Here is a 23,395-nt window from a genome sequence, read left to right on the forward strand (position 1 = left end):
TTATTATAATATAAAATTGCTGCGGAGTGAACGAGTTCCATAATATTCTCATAATGACTAAAAAGGATAAACATCTAATAAAATAGGGATAGTACGTGAATAAATTGGATAATCTATGATTGTTATGATGTATATTTTAGTTGGAGGCGATTCGTATGGTCGATGTGATGATTAGACCTGACATGAGAACAGCTAGTGGAGAAGTTAGTGATATCTTGCTGCATAACAAGTATGTTGGAACATGTTCGATAGTATTTCGTGAAGGAGAGCGAATTGCAGGAGCAATTCAGCTAGAAGAACAATCATTGGATCGATTTGAAAAAAATAGAGTAATGAATTATGTGAAAGGTTATATCCAATCCTTAATTGACGCTCTTAATGTAAATGAGTGTGATGTCATTGTTACTTATAGCGGTTATGATCATGTCATAGCAACAGAAGGTAATGTTGGCGAAATTGAAGAGTTCATGGATGTAGATGAAGAGTATGAATATGGAAATGAGCAAGATCCAACCATGAACTTTCAAGAAGAAGAGATTGAGGATTCACAAGAATATGAATTGATGATTGTAGGAGAAAGAAAAAATGAAGTAGAATACCATATTTATAACGAACGTCATGAATGGGTCGCTGAAGCGTTTATGAGTATATTTGGAACAGATGTAGAAGGCGAAGTAAACTGGTTGATTGATCCAGATGAAATGCAGATCAATATAGTGACAGAATTGATTGTTTCTGATTTTGACGAGGATGAAATGGATACATTTGTGATTGACATGACTTATCGTGATCAACTTCTGGAGACGATTGAATTAACACATGAGGAACTGCTTCAAGAGGATGATTATGTATTGGATTCAAGCAATGGTGATTTTAACATTGTATTGGCAAGAGATGATGATGAAATATTAACGTATGACATATACAAGTCAATTCATCAAGGGGAGTTGCCATTCGGAAGAGCGACCATTGACATTAGTGAGCCAGAAGTGGTTGGTTCAATTGATGTAAATGATCCAGGTGCTCCAGAAGACAGGGAACAAATCGCTGCTTCATTGATGAGGGAAATTGAAAAGGTTTGCGAATACTATAGCTTTAACATCACTATGATGTATCAAAATAAACCGGTTGATGAAATTAGACTGGAAAATGACCAGATTCATTAAGAATAAACATTAATCCCAGAAGCTCACTTATGTCCACTCATAGGTGAGTTTTTTCAAATTTTATTAATTAAAGATGAAATTATTACCGGTATTCATCATTAATTTCATATGATACTCTAAAAAAAACCAACAATTTCTTTTATTTAAGGAGAAATTACATATATGATTGAATGGATTCTAGTTGTAATGATCATTTTATCTCTATGCACTAGTGTACTCTATGATAAGAAATTTTCTTTTATTTATGTTATATTATTACCTTTGGTTCTCTTGGCATTTTATTTTTCTGATTTTGAGATAGTAACGACATTATTGTTTTTTATTTTTGGCTTCATAGGAATCTTCGCAGCTTTGGTTAAATTATCTTCATCTGATGATAAGAAGCTAAATAAGTACGCGCCGTCTTTATTGCCTCTATTCATATTCTCCATCATTGTATGTTTTGCATTATGGGACAACTATTCAACAGTTATAGATCCAATGTATTGGAGTGACGGTGGCATTGGTATGTCCAATAGATTAGCTTATGGTTTTATTGGAGATAACTCTTGGTCCATTGAAAAGTATAAAAATGCTTTTGAGTTATCCATGTACATCTCTTTTAGTTTATTTGTTTTTTATATTATACTTTTCATCATAGATCAAAAAAGAATAAGAAGAGCGAGTAGATTTTTCTCTAAAAAGAATTAAATGATAAAAAAGTTACAGGTTGTTAAAATCATGTTATGATATAATATGTTTGAATTTTTATGATAAGGGATGAAAGTCATGAGTTACGAGATACCTAAAAAGGTACAGCAATTGGGAGCAGACATTCAAAAAGAGCATTTAAAATACCATACTAAAAAAGTACTGGTTTCTAAAGAGTTTACTTTTGATAGCGCTCATCATTTACATTGTTATGAAGGAAAGTGTCAAAGTCTGCACGGGCATACATATCGACTTCAGGTCATCATGTTAGGTGAGACAGATGAAAGAGGTATTGTCATAGATTTTACAGATATTAAAAAAATAACGAAAGAAAAAGTAATAGATAAATTAGATCATAAATATTTAAATGAAGTGCTGCCGCTTATGAATACAACAGCGGAAAATATGGTCGTATGGATTTATGATCAAATTAAAGAAGCACTGCTTAGTGAAGGATGGTCACCTAAAGTGGTCTTAGAAGAAATTCGTCTTTGGGAAACACCAACCAGCTTTGCATCTGTAACACGAGCACTGATGGAGGAATGAGCATGAAGGATATTAAACTTCCAATGGTTGAAATTTTTGAGACGGTCGAAGGAGAGGGAACTGGAGCAGGTTTTCCTACCATATTTGTCCGTCTTTTTGGTTGTAATTTAAGATGTACTTGGTGTGATACTCCTTACAGCTATCCACCTGAGAAGGCTGAGAAAGTGATGAGTATTGAAGAAATTGTAAGTGAAGTACGCTCCTATTCCTCACAACATATATGTTTGACAGGTGGAGAGCCGTTGTTATACGGAGATCATTCATTAAAACTGATAGAACAATTAGTGGAAATTGAGCATATTAAAGATATTCATATTGAAACAAATGGAGCAATTGACTTAAAACCATTTATTAATCAGATATCATCCCCAAAAGTAAGATATGTGATGGATTATAAACTGCCTGATTCTGGGGAAATGGATAAAATGATTATAGAAAATCTTGAGTTTCTTCGTAAGCAAGACGAATTAAAATTTGTGATTGGAAACGAGAAGGATTTTTTTACAGCCAAGCAATTACTGGAAACGAATGAAACAGAAGCATTACCACTGTTCAGTCCCGTTTGGGAAACGATGCCTCCACAAAAATTGGTGGAGATGATGTTGGAACATCAATGTTCTCATATTAAACTTAATTTGCAATTGCATAAAATCATATGGGATCCTGCAGCCAGAGGAGTTTAGGATTCAACGGTGAAAAGAATTGATGAAAATGACGAGGTGTAATAATGAAGAAAAAAGCGGTTATTATTTTAAGTGGTGGTTTAGACAGCACGACTTGTATGGGAATTGCAAAGGATCAGGGATATGACTTGTATCCCATCACTTTTGATTATGGACAAAGACACCGCATTGAAATAGAGAAATCCATAGAAGTAGCAGATTATTATGGTGTAAAAGACAGACAGAAAATCATATCCCTATCGTTTTTAAGAGAATTTGGAGGAAGTGCATTAACAGATGATAATTTAGAAGTACCTGATGTTGTGTCATCAAATGCAGAAAATGAGGAACCTTCTGATATCCCTATTACTTATGTTCCAGGACGGAATTTACTGTTTTTATCTATAGCAACCTCGTATGCCGAGGTTTTAAAAGCTGATGCAATATTTATAGGCGTAAATGCACTGGATTATAGCGGATATCCTGATTGCAGACCTGAATTCATAGGCAAAATGGAAGAGGTCATTTCTTTAGGAACAAAAATTGGTGTAGAAGGTGAAACGGTTAAAATTGAAACTCCACTTATTCATTGGAGTAAAGCGGAGATTATAAAAGAGGGTTTAAATATCGATGTTCCTTATCATTTAACAACTTCTTGTTATAATGGAGAAGAAGAAGCTTGCGGTACATGTGATAGCTGTCGATTACGTTTAAAAGGATTTGAAGAAGCAGGATCTAAAGATCCGATCGTGTATTCAGTTTAATATTGATTAATTTAGAGTTAAAAAGAAAATAAGGGTAAAAATTAGCCTTATTGACTCCATTTCTTTTTACACAATTATACGGAATTTACCAAATGGAGGAAAATGAAGGTCTTATTTCGTTGATTTTACGTAGAAATCTTAAAAATCAACTGAATAAGACTAACAATTTCCTCTATTTTTTGATTTACATAATACATTGTTGTATTACGACCATCAATTTCCCTTATTTTAAATAGTTCTTATAAATAATGACTCTATTTTTTCAAACAAGTAAGCATTTAAGAGAATATGAAAGTTATATGAACAAAATGAGGGAATAATCCGCTTACATGGTAGTTTCATAGAATAGATCATTATAAGAAATGTGTGTATAATTTGTACTTGTGAAAATCGGGTGACATTCGTTTGGCGAAAGTCAGAAACTAACAAATATAAGCAGAAAAGAGGGAGATATTTGAACTTACAACAAACATGGAGAGACTCTTGGTTTGGCAATGTCCGAGGAGACGTTTTATCGGGCATAACAGTAGCTTTAGCATTAATACCTGAGGCGATTGCCTTTTCTATTATTGCTGGTGTTGATCCGATGGTAGGATTATATGCATCATTTTGTATTGCAGTAGTTATTGCATTCGTAGGTGGAAGACCTGGTATGATTTCAGCTGCAACAGGTGCTATGGCTTTATTAATGGTTACTTTAGTTGCAGAACATGGACTACAGTATTTATTAGCGGCAACGGTATTAACCGGAATCATTCAATTTCTAATGGGAGTGTTTAAGTTAGGTCGTTTTATTACCTTTATTCCCCAATCAGTAGTCATTGGTTTTGTGAATGCTTTGGCGATATTAATATTTATGGCTCAACTTACACATTTTGATGGAGAATCATGGCAAATGTACGCTATTGTAGCAGGTACTTTAGCTATTATTTATATTTTGCCGAGATTTACAAAAGCTATACCATCCGCGTTAGTGGCAATTATTGCGATGTCCATTGTAGTCATATTCAGTGGATTAGAAATGAGAACAGTCGGTGATATGGGGGAAATTACATCTGCACTGCCATTTTTCCTAATTCCTCAAATTCCATTTAACATAGAAACATTAATGATTATTCTTCCTTATTCTTTTACATTAGCGCTTGTTGGAGTCTTGGAATCATTATTAACTGCAACGATAGTTGATGAAATGACGGAAACAAAAAGTGATAAAAATAAAGAAATTAGAGGGCAAGGTATGGCTAACTTTATCACAGGTTTTTTTGGTGGTATGGCTGGTTGCGCAATGATTGGTCAGTCTGTCATCAATGTTAAATCTGGAGGAAGAGGTAGATTGTCCGCATTGGTAGCAGGTGTTTTCTTATTGTTTTTAATTTTGGTACTTGGTGATGTAGTTGCAATGATCCCAATGGCAGCATTGGTAGGTGTCATGATCATGGTTTCCATTGGTACATTTGATTGGCAGTCATTGAGGGAATTAAATAAAATTCCTCGCAGTGACGCAGTAGTGATGGTAGCAACTGTGGCTATTGTTGTAGCTACTCATGATCTTGCCAAAGGAGTTATTGCAGGGGTCATTTTAAGTGCACTGAACTTCGGCTGGCGTATGAGCAAGATCAAAACTAGAGAAGCCGTCCAAGGCAATACAAAAAGATATACAGTGAGTGGACAGTTGTTTTTTGGAACGATGACTCACTTTATTGATTTGTTTGATGTGAACAATGATCCAGATCACATTGTGATTGACTTTAGTCAGTCTCATGTTTGGGATCATTCAGCAGTAACAGCGATCTCAAAAGTGATTATAAAATATCAGCAATTAGACAAAAAGGTTTCGATTGAAGGATTAAATGAAGAGAGTAAGGCGCTAATTGAACAGATTGGACTTGGTGTAACATCAGGCCATTAAAAATAAATAATAACTTTGAAACTTAAAAAACAACCATATCATTGGATTATGGTTGTTTTTTTATTCTCATGAAGCAAATTTCATCTTGTGGTTGTCCAAATTATTTTACAATCATCACTGGACAATGAGCATCATGTGCAACTTGATGACTAACACTACCTAATAACATTTCTCCTAGTGCATTTAAACCACGACTTCCGATGATGATGAGATCATAATTCTTCTTTTCAGCATATTCAACAATTTCATGAGAAGCATCACCCAAAGCGACCTCAAATTGATAATCTACTCCTTTTCCTTTAAACTTTTCCTCTACTGAATGGAGAATATGATGTGCTTCTTCCTTTAAAATAGATTTCACATCAAAATTGGACTGAAGTAATTTTGCTCGTGAGGGTGCCTTAGAGACTACATGCAAAATAGTAACGGATGCATTTGAAAGCTCTTTCACTAAATCAATCGCTTTGTCTGCGGCACGTTGAGCATGCTCTGAACCATCGATAGCTAGCATAATTTTATTAAACATAAATAATGTCACCTTTTTTATTTGATGGTCTAATTATACATAATCCCTAATGTCTTTACCATAAATTTCAAATTATAGTCAAATAAAATTCATAGATGAGCTCAATGGAAGTTGACTTCTATAAATGTGCTATTTTATCAATTACATTCGTCCAAGCAACAATATGTTAATGATCATATTATAGATTACGAAAGAGGGATGATATATTATTCTTTCCTATGTCACTACTAGGAGGCGCATAGTATGTATTCTAAATATATAATATACATCGATCCCGATCAGAAGAGGGATGGAGTTTATATGAATCAGACAACGTTGAGAAATATGAAATTAAAAAATAATTGGTTAGATTTTCATTATGGACAGTTTTATTCGAAATTGATGATAAAAATAAATGATGTATTGAAGGATGGAATCATATCTATTCCACAGCAGATTTCAGACCAAATTATAATTCCAGATTTACCCTATGAATATCAATATAGTCAAAATAAATTAAGATTAGGTCCTATTATCGGCTGTATGATTTTAAAAAAATATTATAAAAATCCACATTCGCAAATACAAAGGTTTTCAAATTACAACAAAATAAAAGGTTTAATTTTTTTGTTTACGTATAGTCAAATGGATCATAAAAATAGTGTGATTTCAGGATACTATTATAATCCAAAAACAAATAGCTTCGTTAAAGGCTTCTTCCCTTATCCAGATGTGATTTTTAATCGATCCCATATCAGTTTAAATAAATATAATATATTAAAAGAAGAAATAGGAAATCGAGTGTTTAACTATCCTTACAAAACAGGTAGTAAATTGAAATTTTGGAACGAGATGCGTTCTGACAAGAACCTGCAAAAGCATTTACCTGTAACCCAATCCTATACTGGGATTGTTAGTGTGATAAAAATGTTAGATAAGTATAGCGCTATCTATATGAAACCAACCGATTTATATGGCGGGAAAGGTATAATCTATATGAAAAAAGAGGAGGGTAGGTTTATATTAATCACAGGTGAAAATATACGTGCGGAAACGAGTTCACATAAAAAGTTAAAATCTATCATTGATAAACAAAAGATAGAAAATAATGCTTATATTCTACAACAAGCTATTGAATTTAATTCAGAGAACTGCAAAGTTGATTTTCGTGCTTATTTACAAAAAAATGGATTTGGCAGATGGAATTTAACCGGATTAGAAGCTAGGATAGCAAAAAGAGATAGCATAATCACGAATTACCATGGTCGTGAGAAAGTCGAGGGGGGAGATGAAGCCCTTCTTAAAAGATTTAAAATTACAAGTGAAAAAGTCTCATTGAAAAAAAATGAAATTTTAAAAATTGGAAGGGCATTTTTAAATAAGATGGAAACAGATCATCCTAATTATCATCTTGGTGATGTAGCGATTGATTTAGTAGTAGACGTAAACCTTAATATATGGGTTTTAGAAGTACAAATTAACTATGGTGCTGAAAGAAAATTAAGTGGTGACAAAGACGATCGCAGGGTAATCCCTCAAATTTTTCCAACTCCTTTCACATATGCGAAGTCTTTAGCTGGTTTTCATGATAAATAGGTTGTAAAAGTTGATAAAATAATCTCAAATAAAATGTGCATTTATAATAATTACATTCGTCCAATCAAGAATTTGTAGCACACCATAGTATAGAATATGGAAGGTGTCAATGTGTATTCTTCCCTTAATTAATACAGGAGGTTTGTAACATGGGTTATACGTATTCCATTCAAATCAATTCTCGTCAGAAGATGGATGAAGTTTATATGAATTCATTTACAATGAACAAATTGAACATAAAACATCATTCGATCCAATTTTGTTACGGACAACATCGTTCCAAGCTGATGATTAACATAAATAATCATTTGAAAGATGGACACATCTCCATTCCACAGCAAATTTCAGAGCAAATTATCATTCCTAGAGTACCCTATGACTATCAAATAAATCAGAATGAATTACGTTTAGGACCTGTTATTGGTTATATGGTTTTAAAAAGAACCTTTGCTTCTCCTCAAAATAGGGTGCCACGTTTTGTACACTATGATCAATTTAAAGGAGTTGTTTTTCTTTTTACTAGCACGAATATGGATAAAGAAAGTTTCAACCTTCCAGGTTATTATTATGACCCGGTAAGAAAAAGGTTTATGGAGGGGGTTTTCCCATATCCAGATGCCATTTATACTCGATCAAATGTTAAATTTGAAAATTATAAACACCTGAGAGAAAAAATAGGGGATAGAATTTTTAATTATCCATATCGAGCTGATAACAAACGAAAGTTTTGGAAAAAAATGAGTGCGGATCCAAATATAAAACAACATCTGCCTTTTACTCAACCTTATATGGGAATTGATAGTGTGTTACAAATGTTAAAAGAGTATGGTTCTGTTTATCTTAAACCAATTAATTTAAATCGAGGCAAAGGCATATTTCAAATCATAAAAGAAAATGAGCGATATATTTTAATGACAAGAAAAAATGAGCGATTTGAAACTAGATCTATAGAAAAATTAAATTCAATGGTTACAAAACATATGATTCAAGATAAGTCTTATATTATACAACAGACAGTGGAATTTAAATCCGGATTGAACAGGATTGACTTTCGAGCATATATACAAAAAGATGAATCCTTAAAGTGGAATCTGTCAGGTATGGAAGCCAGAATCGCAAAAAAAGGAAGCATAATTACAAATATGACTCATCGAATGATGGTAGAGATGGGGGATCATGCTTTTAAAAAACACTTTCAATTAACACAAGATGAAATTATTCAAATTAAAAATAAGATTTTGCAAATCGGAGCAAAAATTTTAAACGAAATAGAAAATTCAAACCGTAATTATCACCTTGGTGATGCAGCGATAGATTTAGTTGTGGACTCTGATCTTAAGATCTGGATTCTAGAAGTGCAAATGAACTATGGTGCAGAAGTAAAAAGAGGAGGGCATATATCTGAAAGTAAAATATTCCCATATATCCTCCAAACTCCTTTTTTTTATGCAAAGGCGTTAGCAGGTTTTGGTGAAAGTAATGATACTAAATGAGAGGAGAGCTATAAATGAGCAGCATAAGAGTATTATCGAAAGATGATAAATATACTATTATAATGAATCCTCATCAGACAATGGGTAAAGCATATATGAATTTATCTACATTTAAAAAAAGTAATTTCGGAAATAGATGGATGTATTTGCACTTTGGACAACATCATTCAAAAATAACGATTAAAATAAATAATAGATTAAAGAATGGAACCATATCCATTCCACAACAAATATCAAACCAATTCTCTATACCAGATTTAACGTATGAATATCAACTGAGTCATAATATATTACGTTTAGGGCCAGTAATTGGGCACATGATTTTAGAAAGGTCTTATGAAAACTTAAGTCATAATCAAACAAAATTATCTCGTTTCACTAATTATGATCAAATCAAGGGGGTAATTTATCTTTTTACTAGTAACACAATGGATCAAGAAAATCTAACCATAACAGGCTATTACTATAATCCTGACACAAAAACTTTTGAGAAGGGTGTTTTTCCTTACCCGGATGCAGTGTACAACCGGTCCTATGTAAGTTTGGAAAAATATCAATTTCTTAAAGAGAAAATCGGGGATAAAATTTTTAATTATCCGTATCGATCTAATAAACTTAAATTCTGGAAGGAAATGAGTAAAGACTCCGATATAAAACAATATTTACCCGACACTCGATCTGATACGGGAATCAGTAATGTATTAAAGATGTTAAATGATTATGGTTCTATTTATATTAAACCTATTAGTTTGGCGGGTGGTAAAGGTATTCTGAAAGTAACTAAAGCAACTAATAAACATATATTAGAAACAAGAGAAAACGAACGTTGGGAAATTCAATCGATTAAAGAATTAGATTTTCTTATTAGACAAAATATGATAGAAAATAAAACATATATTTTACAGCAGACGATTTATTTTAAGTCTGGAAAACGTAAGGTGGATTTTCGAGCTTATTTCCAAAAAGATGAATCTACTCAATGGAAATTATCTGGGGTAGAAGCTAAAATCGCAAAAAAGGGAAGTATTATAACAAATTCTAAAAATCGTAAGGTCATGGAAACAGGAGAGCAAGCATTACTGGAAAGATATAACTTAACAAAGAATGAAGCAGCTGCCAAATTAAATGAAATTTTTAAAGTAGGAAAAAAAGTGCTATCACGAATGGAAAATTCAAATTCAAATTATCATCTTGGTGATGTTGCAATGGATATTATTTTGGATGGAGACCTCAAAATCTGGATTTTGGAATTGCAAATAGATTATGCCGCAGAAAAGAAGATAAATAGGTCAAAAGGGGAACGTGCAGTCCTTCCGTTTATTCTTTCAACACCGCTAACCTATGCAAAAACCTTAGCAGGGTTTAATCATAAGCGAGAATCGTTATAATGAGCAAAACGATAGGGATATTGGGAGGAATGGGACCACTAGCTACCATTGATTTATATAAAAAAATAGTGATGAATACTCCAGTTCAAAAAGATCAAGATCATTTACAAATTATTATATATAATAATCCAAAAATCCCTTCTAGAATGGAAGCTTTACGTCCAAATGGAGAAAGTCCTTTACCAGAACTCATCCAATCTGCTGTCACTTTGCAAAATGCTGGTGCTGATTTTATTGTCATGCCATGCCATTCAGCTCATTACTGGATTCATGAAATTAGCTCAGCCATTCACATTCCTTTTTACAACATGATACAAACAGTGATTGAATATATGGATCGATATATGGTGAAAAAAGAAGGGGAGAAGGTTTTATTGCTTGCCACAGAAACAACAATTGATAGTAGAATGTATCAAAGATCATTTCATAACAATAGGATTAAGTTAATTTTGCCTCAACGATCAACAGAGCAAAAAAACATTAACAAATTGATATTGGAATGTAAAAAAGGGTGTATGTCCAATAATAAATATTTAAACGATATTGGCAAGATAATAGAGCGTTACGAGTTGGAAGGTATGAATTCGATTATTGGTGCTTGTACTGAAATTCCTTTGATTTTTCCATTTTTAAAAACGAGTGTAGAATTAATAGATCCTACATTGCTGCTAGCGAAAAAAACCATAGACATTGCAACAAAAAATCTTTGAATGAATATAGTAGGCTTTCATACAGGTGGAGCATCGCCTCCATCTGATTTTAAGATAAGTAACCTTTAATATTTCATTTCTCTATTATGAGTTTTTGTGAACTGGAACCATTTTTTGAATTTTAATACATATTTGTTTTTACTTAGGTTTTTTAGGGTTGACTGCTGCATCTGTTTGTTTTCTTTTTGAAGTGAGGTTAAAGCCTGTCTCCTGTATTTCGACTCGAATAACATAAAGAATCAGCCTCCTTAGTTACGACACATATGTAAACGCTTTCTAAGTAACCTTTAAATTATTTTAGTTGATTTTATAAAAAATGTAAAGTGAAAATAAATGATGTAAGAACATATATTCTTTATTTGTGTTAAAATGAGATAGGAAAGAGAATGCAGTAAGAACGGTTTCCATTTTTTACAATATAATATAAAGAAGGTCAGTTTTTAAATTTTTGTTATTTGAAAACTGCTGAAAACATAACGGGAGGATCATTTGATGAAAATATTGCAAGCGATGTTTTTTCCTCCAGAACAACCTGGCGGAGTTTCATCGATGGTTCCTTACATTCAAGAGAATTTCAAAAAAATAGGCTGGGACATGGAGATTTTTTATTTGCCAAAGCGAATTCGATGTAAGGGATCTGAAGAGATAGAATTTGCTACATTTGATTGGGAAAAATATAAAGAAAATGAAATTGTAGAAAAATACATTCAGACGATAAAAGATTATACTTGGTGGACGAAATTAAGGTTGCAACAGACCTATGATGTCATACATGCACACCATCCGATTGCAGGTTTAGTAATGAAGAAATTATTTCCTGATACACCTGTAATTATAACGATACATTCAAGTTATGAAAATGAACTTTTATTAAATCATAAAATTAAAGCCAGTGATTTATCTCATGCGTTTTTAACATCTATATATCGTGAATTGGAATTTCATTTAGATGGCATTATTACAGTATCTAAATCATTTAAAGCTTATTTATCAAAATATGTTGAAAATGAAGAAAGTATTCAAGTTATATATAATGGTTACGATTTTGACCGTTTTCGACCCATTACACATGATAATCACATACCACAAATCATATCATTATGTCGTTTAGTTCCTGCAAAAGGGTTAGATATTTTACTATCGGCTTGTGCGGAGTTGAAAAAAAGAGGTCACAACTTTGTATTGCATATTATTGGCGATGGACCCATAAGAGAAGAGTTAGAGCAAAAAGCAAAAGAAAAAGACGTTTACGAAGAAATTATTTTTTACGGTTATATGCTTCATCCAGAAGAATTTATTCCGTTTTATGATATTTTTGTTCTTCCCTCCAGAGCAGAAGCTTTTGGTTCTGTTTTTGCAGAAGCAGCGCTGTCTCAGCTTGCATTAGTAGGAACAAATATTGGCGGAATTGCAGAACAGATAGATCATGGGAAAAATGGATTATTAGTACCTGTAGATGATGTGCCAGCATTAACAAATGCTTTGGAAGAGTTGGTCGTCTCACCAAACTATAGAGTTGAATTAGCAAGAAATGCTTGGGAGAAAGCAAAAAGTGAATATTCTATATCCAGAGTAATCAATCAGTTAAAAATGATTTATCAAAACAATGTTCAGTACTAAAGGCGGAGGATTAATTTGAGGTCATTTCGTTTTATACATGCGGCAGATTTACATTTGGACAGTCCATTTCGAGGGTACATGTCTATCCCATCTGCCGAAATTACATCCTGTATTAAAGAGTCTACTTTTACAGCGTTTCGTTCTTTAGTAGATTTAGCGATTAGAGAAGAAGTCCAGTTTGTAGTTTTGAGTGGGGATATATACGACTTATCAGATCGGTCATTACGCGCACAAATTCGTTTCCAGAGAGAAATGTTAAGGTTGGGGCAATATAACATTCAAGTATTTATCATTCATGGCAATCATGACCCAGAGGATGGCAACAGAGCAGATCTGAAATGGCCTGCCCATGTTCACTTCTTTTCCTCTAAACAAGCAGATATGATCCCTGTTTATGATTCAAATGGAAATGAGCTTGCACATATATATGGAATATCTTATCCAACAAAATCAGTAAAAAATAGTTTGATCCCTAAATTTAAAATCATAGATTCAAATCAATATAACATTGCTTTATTACATACAAATTTAGACAGCAATCCATCGCATGACAATTATGCCCCCTCTCGAAAAGAAGATATGTTGAAGTTAAATGTGAATTATTGGGCATTAGGTCACATTCATACTAGACAAATCGTACATGAATATCCACATATTGTTTACCCAGGGAATATACAAGGAAGAAGCATTCGAGAGTTAGGAGAGAGGGGTTGTTATCTTGTCGAAGTAGATGAAACCAAATCAACACAGCTTACATTTTATGCTTTGGATGCAGTACGATGGTTTCATAAAAGAATAAATATTAGTCATTTAATAAATGAGCAAGAACTGAAAGATGCCATAGAGCTTGGGTTGAAAGAGATCGAGGAAGAAATGGGTGATAGAGCATCCGTTGTTCGATTTACATTTGAAGGTCGAGGTCCTTTGCATTACTTGTTAAATGAAGAAATCAACGTTAAGGAACTATTGTTAGAATACAATGAAAACACCTTGCAATGGTTAAATGATGAACAAACTTTTACGTGGATTGAGAGTTTGAAAATCAATACAAGTCCTGATATTTCCAAGGAACAATTTATGAATGAATCTCATTATTTGAGTGATTTAATCCGTATTTCGCAACATTTATCAAATGATATGGATCAACTCCAGACCTTTGGGGATGAGGCACTTTCTTCTTTAAAATCTCATCTTAAAGCAGGCAAATACATACGTGATATGAATTCAGAAAAACAGCTGTTAGAGTGGCTGGAAAATGCAGAAGAGCTTGCTCTTCATCTACTGGTAGAACAGGAGAAATAGGTTATGAGAATAAATCACTTGGAAATCAATGGATTTGGAATATTGAATCACTTGAAATTTGAATTAAAACAACCTGTGACACTTTTTTATGGACATAATGAAGCTGGAAAAAGCACATTAATGAGTTTCATACGAAATATGTTGTTTGGATTCCCCAAAAGAACTCACTTGCAGCAAAGGTACGAGCCTGTATATGGAGGACTTCATGGAGGATTAGTAACTTTGTTGGATGAGGATGGAGAACAACTTCGTATTGAAAGAATTCAAGGTAAAGGGAGTACCTTTATTGCAGGTGATGGTTCTATCATGAATGAAGCAGAGTTTCAGCAGCGATTAGGTGGTATTTCACAGCAATTTTTTAATGATTTGTTTGCTTTTAGTTTGTCTGAATTACAGGAAATACGTACATTGCAATCAGATGAAATGAGCAGTTATTTATATAATTCTGGTATGGGTATTCATGCAAATCGAATTATGGAAGCTGAAAAGAAACTAATCAGTGGGATGGAAAAACTTTTTAAACCCCGTGGCAAAAATCAGATGATCATCAATCAAATAAAATCAATGGAAACGATTAGTAATAAATTACGTGCTAATAGAGGGGATATAGAAAAGTATAATCATATACAACAACATTTGTCCCAAGTTAACGAACAAATAGATGTTTTGGAGCAATCTATAAAAAACAAAAAAGAGCAAATAAATTGGTATGAGCTTTGTTTAAAAGTAAAGGAGCCTTTCAATCGAAAAGAAAAAATTCATGAGGAATTACATGACCTACCACAATTTGAGGGGTTTCCGAAAGATGCAGCTTCTAAATATGACAAGCTTATGGTTGAACAAGATCGGTTGAAGCTAGAATTGAATCAGTTAATGAAAAAAAGAGATCATGTAAAAAAAGAACTTAGTCCTATCATTGTCGAATTAGAATTAATCACCATATTGCCTCAGCTAGATCAGTTAAATGAGCAATTAGGAATATATGAAAATACAAAAACCACTATGATTGAAGTGAAAACAGAAACAAAACAGTTGAATGAAACACTTCAAATTAAATTACGAAAAGTAAATGAAAGCTGGACTATGGATCAACTAAAATCATTTTCAACAAGTGTTGCAAGTCGTGAAAAGGTGGAACGTTTCAAACAGTCGTTTGATGAAATTAACAAAGAAAAAGAAAAAGTTCAGTATGAGTTTGGGGAGTTAGCTCAAAAGATAGAAGCAGAAAAACAGCTGATAGAAAAATTGAAACTGTTAAATACCCCTTTAATGAAAAGAAAAAATGATTTAGTTATTCAAATGAACTTGAATAACACAGAACAGTTGAATACAATTGTCGCTAACTTAAAAACTGAACTGAATCAACTTCAGCTTATAAAAAAAGAATACCGGTTTGATAAAACTAGAATAATGGACTTGCAGCAGCATATGAATCTTATCAATACAATGAAAGATGGACAGAAAAATAAAGGTGCTGCATGGGTTCTACTTACTTTAAACCTTGTTGTTCCATCCCTGTTTTATTTTTTTGATCAGATGTCTTTTGTATGGATTAGTTTTATCAGTATACTGGGGCTTCAGGTTATGTTCTATGTAATTTCGAAAAATAGCAAAGAAAACAAGTCTTTAAGTGACTCTATAATTAAACATCAAACAGCTATAGCTGAACTTGAAACCCATATGAAACAAAAGGACGAGATGTATAAAACATCATTACAAACCTGTAATAAACTTCAAGCAAAGCTGTTTTCTCAGAACGAAGTTGCTAGCTCATTAGAAATAACAGATATAAATAGTGAGCACGATACTCATCATTTAAATGAAATGTTAATCAATATAGAGCAAATTGTGAAAGAACTTGAGCAAATGGATCGTCAATTGAAACAAACAGAAACTGAAATTGAACATCTATTAAGCAACTTAAGTTTACTAAGATCAAGGAGTATTGAAAAAAAAGAGGGAATGAATTTAAAGAATCATCAATTTATGAAGTTGTTGAACACATGGAAAAAATGGTTAAATGATGTTGAATTATCAACAGACCTAAGTCCTGTATCCGTTTTAGATCTTTTTCAACAAGTCGATCAAGCGATGATGATTGTAACACAAATTGAGAAAAATATGACTAAAATAAACATGATGGAAAACAAAATAGTTCGTTTTGAGAAAGAAGTTGCAAACTATATTCCGAACATGGATCAAAATGAAATAGTACAAGCTTTAAAATGGCAGAGATCGAAGGCGATTTTACAAGTTCAAAAAAAAGAGGAACGAGATAATATTGAGGCAAACCTTGATGAAATATTAGAAGAAGTTGAGCGAACTGAAAAGAGGATAGAACTCATTGAGGTAAAAATACAGCGATTATGGAAAGAAGCTCAAGCCTCTGATGAAGCATCATTTCTAACTAATGTATATGATGATAATAAAAGAATACAATTGGAGCATGAACTACATCAAATTCAGTACTCACTTCAGGATTGGGTAGGGGAAAAGAAAATAGAAAAGTTAGAAACATATTTAAAAGAGAATCAGCCAAAAGAGTCCATCTATAATCAGCTCGAGGAGTTATCATATCATCTTTCTACTGAGGAGAGTCTTTTGAATGATTTAAGAGATCAAAAAGGGAGGAAGAGCGGGGAACTTGAAAAATTGGAGTCAGATATGAACCATGCAGAATATTTACTTGCTTATGAAGGAGAAGAAACAAAGATAAAGGAATTATCTAGTCAATGGGCAACTCATTCATTTGCTTTACACTTAATAAAAATGGCAAAGAAAAAATATGAAGAAGAACGCCAGCCCGGTGTGCTTATGAAAGCTTCAACCTATTTAGAAAAAATGACAAACGGTGCATTTCGAAGGGTGATGGTTCCATTTGGTGAAAAGCAAATGATTGTTGAGAGAGCAAACGGCTCTCAATTAGAAACTTCTTTTTTGAGCAGAGGGACGGCAGAACTGTTATATTTAGCGATGCGATTTGCGCTTGCTGAGGAGTTTGGTGAAAAGGTGAACCTTCCTTTTATTATGGATGATATCTTTGTCAACTTTGATGCAACAAGACTCCAAAGTACTTTAAATGTTTTAAAAGAGGTTGCAGAAAATCACCAACTTATATTATTTACTTGTCACGAGCATGTTCAACAGGCGATGAAAGATATGTTTCCGCAGATTGAAAACATAGATTTGAACTACTATCATTCATAAATCATCTTTATCGTCATACCACCGTCTATAATGAGATTCTGACCAGTAATAAAGCCTGTCTCATCTCCTGCCAGGAACAAGCAGGCAGCTGCAATATCCTCTGGTTTTCCAACTCTTCCTGCTGGATGTTGAAGGCGATCTCTTTCTGTATGGGAAGGTTCTTCAGCATCCACTGAATATAACCAGTTTTGAATTTCAATCCATCCTGGGCTAATCGCATTTACTCGAATACCATATTCCCCCAAACTAACCGCCATCGCATGTGTAAGAGCTAAAATTCCGCCTTTTGATGCTGAATATGCCTCTGTGTTTTTCTCTGACATTAGCGCACGTGTAGATGAAATGTTAATAATCACTCCATTTTTTTTGCGTATCATCCGTTTAGCAAATTGTTGTGAACAAATAAAAGTGCCACGTAAGTTCACTGATAATACTCGGTCAAAATCTTCAAGAGAAGATTCTAACATGGGTGCATTTTTTGCAGTTCCTGCATTATTAATCAGGACATCAGCGGCGCCCATATCTTGAGTGGTTAAACTCACCCACTTTACAACATCCTTTTCTTCAGAAATATCAGTAGGTACGAACATGGCTTTGCCACCTAATTGATTAATCATGCGGATAACCTCAATACCTGCTTTTTTGTTTGTGTCCGCTATTGAAATGTGATATCCTTTTTTTGCAAATGCTATGGCAAGTGCTCTTCCTATTCCTTGTGCGCCTCCTGTTATTGCTGCTATTTTAGGCATTATTCCACCTCACTTTGTAACATTTCAGGATACATATTGTGGGTATTATAACAAAGATTTTTGCTTATGAAAATGTTGAGCCTAAATTTTTTTCATACTTGTGGTTTAGTTTTCATTATCATCCATAACCAACCTAAACTCAAAAATCCGAATAATGGATATAAAGTAGATAATAAAGTGCTAAATCCAATTTGACTAATAAAATAACCTATAATTAAAATGGCAATCATAATTTTTTGATGATGCAATGAGGTTCTTTGTTTAATTTGTAGCGTAAGGCCATATATGTTTGCAATAAAAGTAGTAAATATTTCAGCATAGATGACTAGTAAAAATAAAAATTGGATTGCTTTTCCTAAATCAACGATCAGCATCCCCATAGGAATTTCAAATTGAGTAATACCTGGCATTTGTGCGGATAAGGCAAAATGGCCTGCTAATAGCATCAAACCTATTCCCAATCCTCCAACAATACCTCCCCAATAAACTATTTTTTTATCTTTAATTTGTGATCCGATAGGAACTAAAACGGCTTGGGCTAAAGATAAATTAAAACCAATATATAAAAAAGGAGAAAGCCATACTCTGAGTGGATTGGGTTCAGCTGTACGATGGAGCCAATTCCCTGCATTTGGAGATTGTATAGTTGTGAAGATAAGGATGACTGTGAATAATAAAATTAAAGGTACAACGATGGAATTAACGATTAAAATCGCATTAATTCCTTTTAATAAGACTAAATAAGCAAGAAGTATTGTAAACCACAAACCAATTTGATAGGAAAGATGAAAATGTTCATGGAAAATTGAACCACCCCCAGCTAACATAACGGAAGTGATCGCGAACAAAACGACTAATATAAAAAAGCTGATCCACTCGCCTAAACGTTCTCCAAATAATAATTTATTAAGATCCTCATAGGATTTAGCACCTATATCATGAGCAAAAATCATAATTTTTGTACCTAGCCAAATAAACATAATACTAGAAATAAATATAGTTAATGTCGCTATGGAACCAAATTGTGTAAAAAAAGTTAATATTTCTTGTCCCGTTGCAAACCCAGCTCCAACAATTGTCCCCATATAAGTGAAGGCAACTTGAATGATTTTTTTAAATTGATCCATACAAAGTGTTCCCGCCTCTCGTACAACTTGTATAATAGTACTTGCTCAATTTTCAGCATCATGTCCCCAAGATTTACTTTATATTTACTAGGGACTTTTTGAACAACCTCTAATATAATTAATCTTATGAGTACAAGTTCTACAATAGAAGTAGGTGGCTTGGATATTTACCTAGGAAAGGAAACGAGTAGGGTGAGAACCATATATATAATATTAACCAACACAGGAACGATGTTGACTCGAGCTATTAAATCTGTTACAAATGCCCCTTATAATCATGCTTCAATTTCTATAGACGAGGGTTTAAAAAAAGTGTTTAGCTTCGGAAGAAAACAACCTGATAATCCTTTTAATGGAGGTTTTGTGCAAGAGGACTTTATAAAAGGAACATTTAGTTGGTATCCAGAAACAACCTGTGCGATTTATAAACTAAACATTGGTGAGAGTGAATTTAAAAAACTGTTAAGATATATTTCTGTGTTCGAAAAAAACAGCAGCAAGTACTTTTATAATTTTATTGGGCTATTTGGTGTTCCACTTAATAAAGCAATAGATATCCCTGCATCCTATTTTTGTTCACAATTTGTAGCTGAAATATTGAGGCGAAGTGGTGTACAATTATTTCAAAAAAAGAGCTCGTTAGTAACTCCAGACGATTTCAGAAATGTAGATAATTTGGAATTAATATTCGAAGGAAGGATTTATGATTATCCTGCTTTAAAGGGATGGTTAAATTACAATCCCAAAAGATATCAAAATTTCCCTTTTCGCAAATATGTGAAGCAGCAGTTTGCCTCCGAAAGACGAAAATACTATTTTCGAGACGGTTTTATTAAACCTAAAAAAATACTAATGGAACAACAAATGAGAAAGATGAAGAATATCACTGAAATGTTTGATGATTTTAAATAAAATAGGTTCATGTGATAAAATGAAGTTAAATATTTAAACATCAGGAGAATTGAATATATGGAGGTTCATAATTATGGAATATTTAAAACAAAGAATTCAAAATGAAGGAAAGATAGTATCAGATAATGTGCTTAATTTAGACTCCATATTAAATCATCAGGTGGATCCTAAATTAATCCAGCAATTAGGAGTTGAGTTTGCAGCTCGGTTTCATGATCAAGAAATTACAAAAGTGCTTACCATTGAATCGTCTGGAATTTCAGTGGCCTATGCTACAGCATTAGCATTGGAAGTGCCCTTGGTTTTTGCTCGTAGAAAAAAAACACTGATGTCAGACAATATATACTGTGAACGTGTTCCTTCCTTTACTAAAGGAATCGTTACAGATATCGTAGTTTCTAGTGAATTTATACAACCCATAGATCGAATCTTAATTATTGATGATATTATTGCAAACGGAGATGCTTTAAAAGGACTCATTAATATTATTCATCGTTCAGGAGCACAACTTACAGGAGCTGGAATCGTTATTGAAAAAGCATTCCAATCAGGGGCAAAAGAAATACGTAAAAAAGATATTAGAGTCGAATCTCTTGTACAAATCAATTCTTTAGAAAATGGAATTATCGTCTTAGCGTAATAGGAAATGAAGAAATTTCATTTTATTAAACCTTTTCTATCGTACTTTTTTCCTTTATAATAATGATAAGATGATGAGAGGAGGCAAAACGTTATGGGGAAAGATAATGATTTATTAGAGTATTTTGTGAAGAAGTTATTAGGGGCTAAAACACATTTTGAGCGCGCTCTTGACTGTAAACATACTGAGTTTGATGATTTGTATCCCTATATGATTGAACATCCTCAATTTTTCTGGTATAAAAGATATGTTGCTTGGTCAGAATTATTGACAATTGTCAGTCTTAGTGAAGACTTATCATTTGATTGGAGAAGCCACTTTTCAAAACAGCAGGTTCAGTATATTGAAGAACGAGTTATGTCAAGTAAGGTTTTAGACGATTGGTTTGAAAAAAATGATTCGAAGGAACATGTAGGTTAAAGAATGAATTTTAAGTTAACAACAAGTGACTCAAAAATAAATAAGTTTAGAAAAGGTCTAAATGATTTCATTTAGATCTTTTTTTTCACAAATAAAAAATTCCAAATTTTATTTTTTGGGAAATTGTAGGAGAAGACAAAATGATGATTAATGATGAGCAATTAAATGAATATCGCTTAAGTGGTATCTTGGTAAGAGTTATCCGAGATAGAGATGAAAAAAATGATGTCAAAGGAATTGTAGTTGCTTGGAATGATGAATCAGTGATGATTCGTAGACGAAATCGAAAAATTGTTAAACTGTCGCGAGATTATATATATCAACCTTATGAAGATCAACGGGCAGGAGATGGAAACGAAAAATAATAAAGAAAATAAAAACCATAAAAAAAATAAAAAAAAATTAACACAAACGACAATTTTCTCCAAATTTCTACATACAACTTGTATTATAATGGTTAAAGTCACATTTTGAGAATAGGAGTAGAATGATCGATGCAAGAAAAGCAATTAAACAAAAAAATTGAAGAATTACGACATCAGCTTACGGTTTTAATTAAAAATAAGGAAGATTTTGTAGATGACCATGTTCTTGCTGTTAGTCAGCAATTGGACAATTTCATTATTCAATTACAAATGATGAAGCAAATCAAGAAATCGATACCAAATAAACATCAGTCAGCTTAAAAAAATTAATCTTCTCCATTTTTGGGTACAATAATACTAAATAGTGTTGATAACCTTAAAGGAGAGAAATTAGATGGCAAATTCTGGTGAGGAATTATTAAAGGACATAACAGTAAAAGTGGTAAGGTATATGAATACACCTAAAGAAATTCGAAATAAAAGTCGTCAAGACGAACAACACAAAGAAACTTGGGAAACCAAATGGTTTGGTATGGTGCCAATTGCAGTAAATTTGTTGTTTAAAAGAACTGCCCATAAGGATAAAGAGACATAAAATGTATATATCTTACCCCATTTTGCTCTAAAGCGATATATAGTTGACCTTCATCCCACCTATGATATCCAACAACTGCTAAAGGTATACGCACTTCCTTTTGAAACAATTTTTCTGTGTATGTTATCTCCTCTTGATTATGCACTGCTATTTGAAATTCCTCGTCATTACTTATAAGTTGAGGCTCGTTAAAAACCCATGGAAGTTTTTCGAACGGGTCAAAGATTTCTTTTTCTAAACTTTGTTGTATGTAGGAAGTTGCTCCTGCATAGAGATTATAGTTTATTTCTCTTGGTGATTCATTAATAGATTCTGAATCAATTGGATAAATTTCACCTGATTTTGCATCAATGTAAAAAGTGTAAGGTTCGATATTTACTTTCCAAATCGCTTCTAAAGCATTTGGGTATAAACGCTCTGCATATTGTTCCAACTGCGTATCTTTTACTTCGGGTATTTGTAAATCTTTAAGATAAGTCACATCAAATGTTGTTTGTAAGGTATTTAAACTAAATAGGGGGTATTCCCCAACACCATATTCCACTAATTTATAATGACCTTCCGAATCAGCTCCTATTACTAGATAACCAATTTCTTTCTTTGTATTTTGATTTGATAAGATGACTAATTTATTATGTGTGCCGGGTCCTAGAGCATAACTTTTCCATGTTGCATATTCCCATTCCCCAAAACCATCCTGTTTTTTTAATGTTTTAATCCAATTACTAATGTTTTCCTCAAAGGATACTTGAGGTTGCATATTTAGATTTGTAGATGCGCTAACCATAGAGTGACTTATTATAGTTAAACAACTTATTAGTAAAATTACTGTAATATTTAATCGAAGAGTTTTGAACATCTTTTCACCAACCATTATTTAAAATTTTATTTTTTGCTACAAATTTCACTTCACTTTTTGTGATTGTTTTGTTGTGGGGTCCCGAACCCTACTTAAATTCAGTCACATCCATGTGACCAACGTAGGATCAGCACTTCCTGTGCTGAAAGCATAATTATTGTGGGTATTAT

Annotated in this window: 23 protein-coding genes; 19 read left to right on the forward strand and 4 right to left on the reverse strand. The window is 32.9% G+C overall.

Annotation, left to right across the window (positions count from 1 at the left end):
• Nucleotides 1–155: 155 nt before the first annotated feature.
• The 6 genes from Q5Y73_RS10615 (at nucleotide 156) to Q5Y73_RS10640 (ending at nucleotide 5,737) form a co-directional block, all read left to right on the forward strand.
• Nucleotides 156–1,166, forward strand: a complete 1,011-nt coding sequence (locus tag Q5Y73_RS10615) for a hypothetical protein (protein WP_305991867.1) — start codon at nucleotides 156–158, stop codon at nucleotides 1,164–1,166.
• Between the two features lie 162 nt (nucleotides 1,167–1,328).
• Entirely contained in the window at nucleotides 1,329–1,856 is a 528-nt protein-coding gene (locus Q5Y73_RS10620; protein ID WP_305991868.1) for a hypothetical protein, read from the forward strand.
• A 78-nt stretch (nucleotides 1,857–1,934) separates the two neighbouring features.
• Nucleotides 1,935–2,402, forward strand: coding sequence for a 6-carboxytetrahydropterin synthase QueD (queD, locus tag Q5Y73_RS10625; protein ID WP_305991869.1), 468 nt, complete (start codon nucleotides 1,935–1,937; stop codon nucleotides 2,400–2,402).
• 2 nt (nucleotides 2,403–2,404) lie between these two features.
• Nucleotides 2,405–3,085, forward strand: a complete 681-nt coding sequence (locus Q5Y73_RS10630) for a 7-carboxy-7-deazaguanine synthase QueE (protein WP_371320188.1) — start codon at nucleotides 2,405–2,407, stop codon at nucleotides 3,083–3,085.
• Nucleotides 3,086–3,129: 44 nt separating this feature from the next.
• Nucleotides 3,130–3,828: a 7-cyano-7-deazaguanine synthase QueC gene (gene queC, locus Q5Y73_RS10635; protein WP_305991871.1), complete on the forward strand. Its 699-nt coding sequence runs from the start codon at nucleotides 3,130–3,132 to the stop codon at nucleotides 3,826–3,828.
• Between the two features lie 454 nt (nucleotides 3,829–4,282).
• The gene (locus Q5Y73_RS10640) at nucleotides 4,283–5,737 is read left to right on the forward strand and encodes a SulP family inorganic anion transporter (RefSeq protein WP_305991872.1); all 1,455 of its coding nucleotides are present in this window, start codon (nucleotides 4,283–4,285) and stop codon (nucleotides 5,735–5,737) included.
• Between the two features lie 100 nt (nucleotides 5,738–5,837).
• On the opposite strand, the gene Q5Y73_RS10645 is transcribed toward Q5Y73_RS10640, so the two are convergent.
• Nucleotides 5,838–6,263 (reverse strand): universal stress protein, encoded by a 426-nt coding sequence (locus tag Q5Y73_RS10645; RefSeq protein WP_305991873.1) that lies wholly within the window; start codon nucleotides 6,261–6,263, stop codon nucleotides 5,838–5,840.
• Between the two features lie 243 nt (nucleotides 6,264–6,506).
• Between Q5Y73_RS10645 and Q5Y73_RS10650 the strand changes: the two genes are divergently transcribed.
• From Q5Y73_RS10650 to Q5Y73_RS10680, 7 genes are all read left to right on the forward strand, one after another.
• Nucleotides 6,507–7,838: a YheC/YheD family endospore coat-associated protein gene (locus tag Q5Y73_RS10650; RefSeq protein WP_305991874.1), complete on the forward strand. Its 1,332-nt coding sequence runs from the start codon at nucleotides 6,507–6,509 to the stop codon at nucleotides 7,836–7,838.
• A 149-nt stretch (nucleotides 7,839–7,987) separates the two neighbouring features.
• The gene (locus Q5Y73_RS10655; RefSeq protein ID WP_305991875.1) at nucleotides 7,988–9,331 is read left to right on the forward strand and encodes a YheC/YheD family protein; all 1,344 of its coding nucleotides are present in this window, start codon (nucleotides 7,988–7,990) and stop codon (nucleotides 9,329–9,331) included.
• A 14-nt stretch (nucleotides 9,332–9,345) separates the two neighbouring features.
• Nucleotides 9,346–10,719 carry a YheC/YheD family protein gene (locus Q5Y73_RS10660; protein WP_305991876.1) on the forward strand — a complete coding sequence of 458 codons (1,374 nt, stop codon included), beginning with the start codon at nucleotides 9,346–9,348 and terminating at the stop codon, nucleotides 10,717–10,719.
• Nucleotides 10,719–11,429, forward strand: a complete 711-nt coding sequence (cuyB, locus tag Q5Y73_RS10665; protein WP_305991877.1) for a cysteate racemase — start codon at nucleotides 10,719–10,721, stop codon at nucleotides 11,427–11,429. The genes Q5Y73_RS10660 and cuyB overlap by 1 nt, the downstream gene beginning before the upstream one ends.
• Before the next feature lie 492 nt (nucleotides 11,430–11,921).
• Nucleotides 11,922–13,049 carry a glycosyltransferase family 4 protein gene (locus tag Q5Y73_RS10670; RefSeq protein ID WP_305991878.1) on the forward strand — a complete coding sequence of 376 codons (1,128 nt, stop codon included), beginning with the start codon at nucleotides 11,922–11,924 and terminating at the stop codon, nucleotides 13,047–13,049.
• A 15-nt stretch (nucleotides 13,050–13,064) separates the two neighbouring features.
• Entirely contained in the window at nucleotides 13,065–14,351 is a 1,287-nt protein-coding gene (locus Q5Y73_RS10675) for a metallophosphoesterase family protein (protein ID WP_305991879.1), read from the forward strand.
• A 3-nt stretch (nucleotides 14,352–14,354) separates the two neighbouring features.
• Nucleotides 14,355–17,558 carry an AAA family ATPase gene (locus Q5Y73_RS10680; RefSeq protein WP_305991880.1) on the forward strand — a complete coding sequence of 1,068 codons (3,204 nt, stop codon included), beginning with the start codon at nucleotides 14,355–14,357 and terminating at the stop codon, nucleotides 17,556–17,558.
• On the opposite strand, the gene Q5Y73_RS10685 is transcribed toward Q5Y73_RS10680, so the two are convergent.
• Both Q5Y73_RS10685 and Q5Y73_RS10690 read right to left on the reverse strand, forming a co-directional pair.
• Complete coding sequence (locus Q5Y73_RS10685) at nucleotides 17,549–18,307, reverse strand: glucose 1-dehydrogenase (RefSeq protein ID WP_305991881.1); 759 nt, start codon at nucleotides 18,305–18,307, stop codon at nucleotides 17,549–17,551. The genes Q5Y73_RS10680 and Q5Y73_RS10685 overlap by 10 nt on opposite strands.
• Nucleotides 18,308–18,399: 92 nt before the next feature.
• Nucleotides 18,400–19,434, reverse strand: coding sequence for a YkvI family membrane protein (locus tag Q5Y73_RS10690; protein ID WP_305991882.1), 1,035 nt, complete (start codon nucleotides 19,432–19,434; stop codon nucleotides 18,400–18,402).
• A gap of 192 nt (nucleotides 19,435–19,626) precedes the next feature.
• Here Q5Y73_RS10690 and Q5Y73_RS10695 point away from each other — a divergent pair, with 192 nt between their 5' ends.
• The 6 genes from Q5Y73_RS10695 (at nucleotide 19,627) to Q5Y73_RS10720 (ending at nucleotide 22,366) form a co-directional block, all read left to right on the forward strand.
• Nucleotides 19,627–20,346 (forward strand): hypothetical protein, encoded by a 720-nt coding sequence (locus Q5Y73_RS10695; RefSeq protein WP_371320189.1) that lies wholly within the window; start codon nucleotides 19,627–19,629, stop codon nucleotides 20,344–20,346.
• Nucleotides 20,347–20,419: 73 nt separating this feature from the next.
• Complete coding sequence (locus tag Q5Y73_RS10700; protein ID WP_305991883.1) at nucleotides 20,420–20,986, forward strand: xanthine phosphoribosyltransferase; 567 nt, start codon at nucleotides 20,420–20,422, stop codon at nucleotides 20,984–20,986.
• Between the two features lie 93 nt (nucleotides 20,987–21,079).
• A complete protein-coding gene (locus Q5Y73_RS10705; protein WP_305991884.1) occupies nucleotides 21,080–21,406 on the forward strand; it encodes a hypothetical protein in 327 nt (108 codons plus the stop codon).
• Nucleotides 21,407–21,549: 143 nt separating this feature from the next.
• Nucleotides 21,550–21,771 carry a hypothetical protein gene (locus Q5Y73_RS10710; RefSeq protein ID WP_305991941.1) on the forward strand — a complete coding sequence of 74 codons (222 nt, stop codon included), beginning with the start codon at nucleotides 21,550–21,552 and terminating at the stop codon, nucleotides 21,769–21,771.
• 129 nt (nucleotides 21,772–21,900) lie between these two features.
• A complete protein-coding gene (locus Q5Y73_RS10715) occupies nucleotides 21,901–22,092 on the forward strand; it encodes an aspartyl-phosphate phosphatase Spo0E family protein (protein ID WP_305991885.1) in 192 nt (63 codons plus the stop codon).
• A gap of 73 nt (nucleotides 22,093–22,165) precedes the next feature.
• Nucleotides 22,166–22,366 carry a YqzE family protein gene (locus Q5Y73_RS10720; RefSeq protein WP_305991886.1) on the forward strand — a complete coding sequence of 67 codons (201 nt, stop codon included), beginning with the start codon at nucleotides 22,166–22,168 and terminating at the stop codon, nucleotides 22,364–22,366.
• Here the strand turns inward: Q5Y73_RS10720 and Q5Y73_RS10725 are convergent.
• On the reverse strand, nucleotides 22,332–23,225 hold the full coding sequence (locus Q5Y73_RS10725; RefSeq protein WP_305991887.1) for a hypothetical protein: 894 nt from the start codon (nucleotides 23,223–23,225) through the stop codon (nucleotides 22,332–22,334). The two genes, Q5Y73_RS10720 and Q5Y73_RS10725, sit on opposite strands and share 35 nt — an antisense overlap.
• Nucleotides 23,226–23,395: the final 170 nt, after the last annotated feature.

This window comes from Chengkuizengella axinellae, assembly GCF_030730905.1.
Lineage (GTDB): Bacteria > Bacillota > Bacilli > Paenibacillales > KCTC-33759 > Chengkuizengella > Chengkuizengella axinellae.

Excerpts from the sequence above, each read along its gene's own strand:
- Q5Y73_RS10615 (WP_305991867.1), top strand. The coding sequence starts at position 156 with ATGGTCGATGTGATGATTAGACCTGACATGAGAACAGCTAGTGGAGAA.
- Q5Y73_RS10620 (WP_305991868.1), top strand. The coding sequence starts at position 1,329 with ATGATTGAATGGATTCTAGTTGTAATGATCATTTTATCTCTATGCACT.
- queD (WP_305991869.1), top strand. The coding sequence starts at position 1,935 with ATGAGTTACGAGATACCTAAAAAGGTACAGCAATTGGGAGCAGACATT.
- Q5Y73_RS10630 (WP_371320188.1), top strand. The coding sequence starts at position 2,405 with ATGAAGGATATTAAACTTCCAATGGTTGAAATTTTTGAGACGGTCGAA.
- queC (WP_305991871.1), top strand. The coding sequence starts at position 3,130 with ATGAAGAAAAAAGCGGTTATTATTTTAAGTGGTGGTTTAGACAGCACG.
- Q5Y73_RS10645 (WP_305991873.1), bottom strand. The coding sequence starts at position 6,263 with ATGTTTAATAAAATTATGCTAGCTATCGATGGTTCAGAGCATGCTCAA.
- Q5Y73_RS10650 (WP_305991874.1), top strand. The coding sequence starts at position 6,507 with ATGTATTCTAAATATATAATATACATCGATCCCGATCAGAAGAGGGAT.
- Q5Y73_RS10655 (WP_305991875.1), top strand. The coding sequence starts at position 7,988 with ATGGGTTATACGTATTCCATTCAAATCAATTCTCGTCAGAAGATGGAT.
- Q5Y73_RS10660 (WP_305991876.1), top strand. The coding sequence starts at position 9,346 with ATGAGCAGCATAAGAGTATTATCGAAAGATGATAAATATACTATTATA.
- cuyB (WP_305991877.1), top strand. The coding sequence starts at position 10,719 with ATGAGCAAAACGATAGGGATATTGGGAGGAATGGGACCACTAGCTACC.
- Q5Y73_RS10670 (WP_305991878.1), top strand. The coding sequence starts at position 11,922 with ATGAAAATATTGCAAGCGATGTTTTTTCCTCCAGAACAACCTGGCGGA.
- Q5Y73_RS10680 (WP_305991880.1), top strand. The coding sequence starts at position 14,355 with ATGAGAATAAATCACTTGGAAATCAATGGATTTGGAATATTGAATCAC.
- Q5Y73_RS10685 (WP_305991881.1), bottom strand. The coding sequence starts at position 18,307 with ATGCCTAAAATAGCAGCAATAACAGGAGGCGCACAAGGAATAGGAAGA.
- Q5Y73_RS10690 (WP_305991882.1), bottom strand. The coding sequence starts at position 19,434 with ATGGATCAATTTAAAAAAATCATTCAAGTTGCCTTCACTTATATGGGG.
- Q5Y73_RS10700 (WP_305991883.1), top strand. The coding sequence starts at position 20,420 with ATGGAATATTTAAAACAAAGAATTCAAAATGAAGGAAAGATAGTATCA.
- Q5Y73_RS10705 (WP_305991884.1), top strand. The coding sequence starts at position 21,080 with ATGGGGAAAGATAATGATTTATTAGAGTATTTTGTGAAGAAGTTATTA.
- Q5Y73_RS10710 (WP_305991941.1), top strand. The coding sequence starts at position 21,550 with ATGATTAATGATGAGCAATTAAATGAATATCGCTTAAGTGGTATCTTG.
- Q5Y73_RS10715 (WP_305991885.1), top strand. The coding sequence starts at position 21,901 with ATGCAAGAAAAGCAATTAAACAAAAAAATTGAAGAATTACGACATCAG.
- Q5Y73_RS10720 (WP_305991886.1), top strand. The coding sequence starts at position 22,166 with ATGGCAAATTCTGGTGAGGAATTATTAAAGGACATAACAGTAAAAGTG.
- Q5Y73_RS10725 (WP_305991887.1), bottom strand. The coding sequence starts at position 23,225 with ATGTTCAAAACTCTTCGATTAAATATTACAGTAATTTTACTAATAAGT.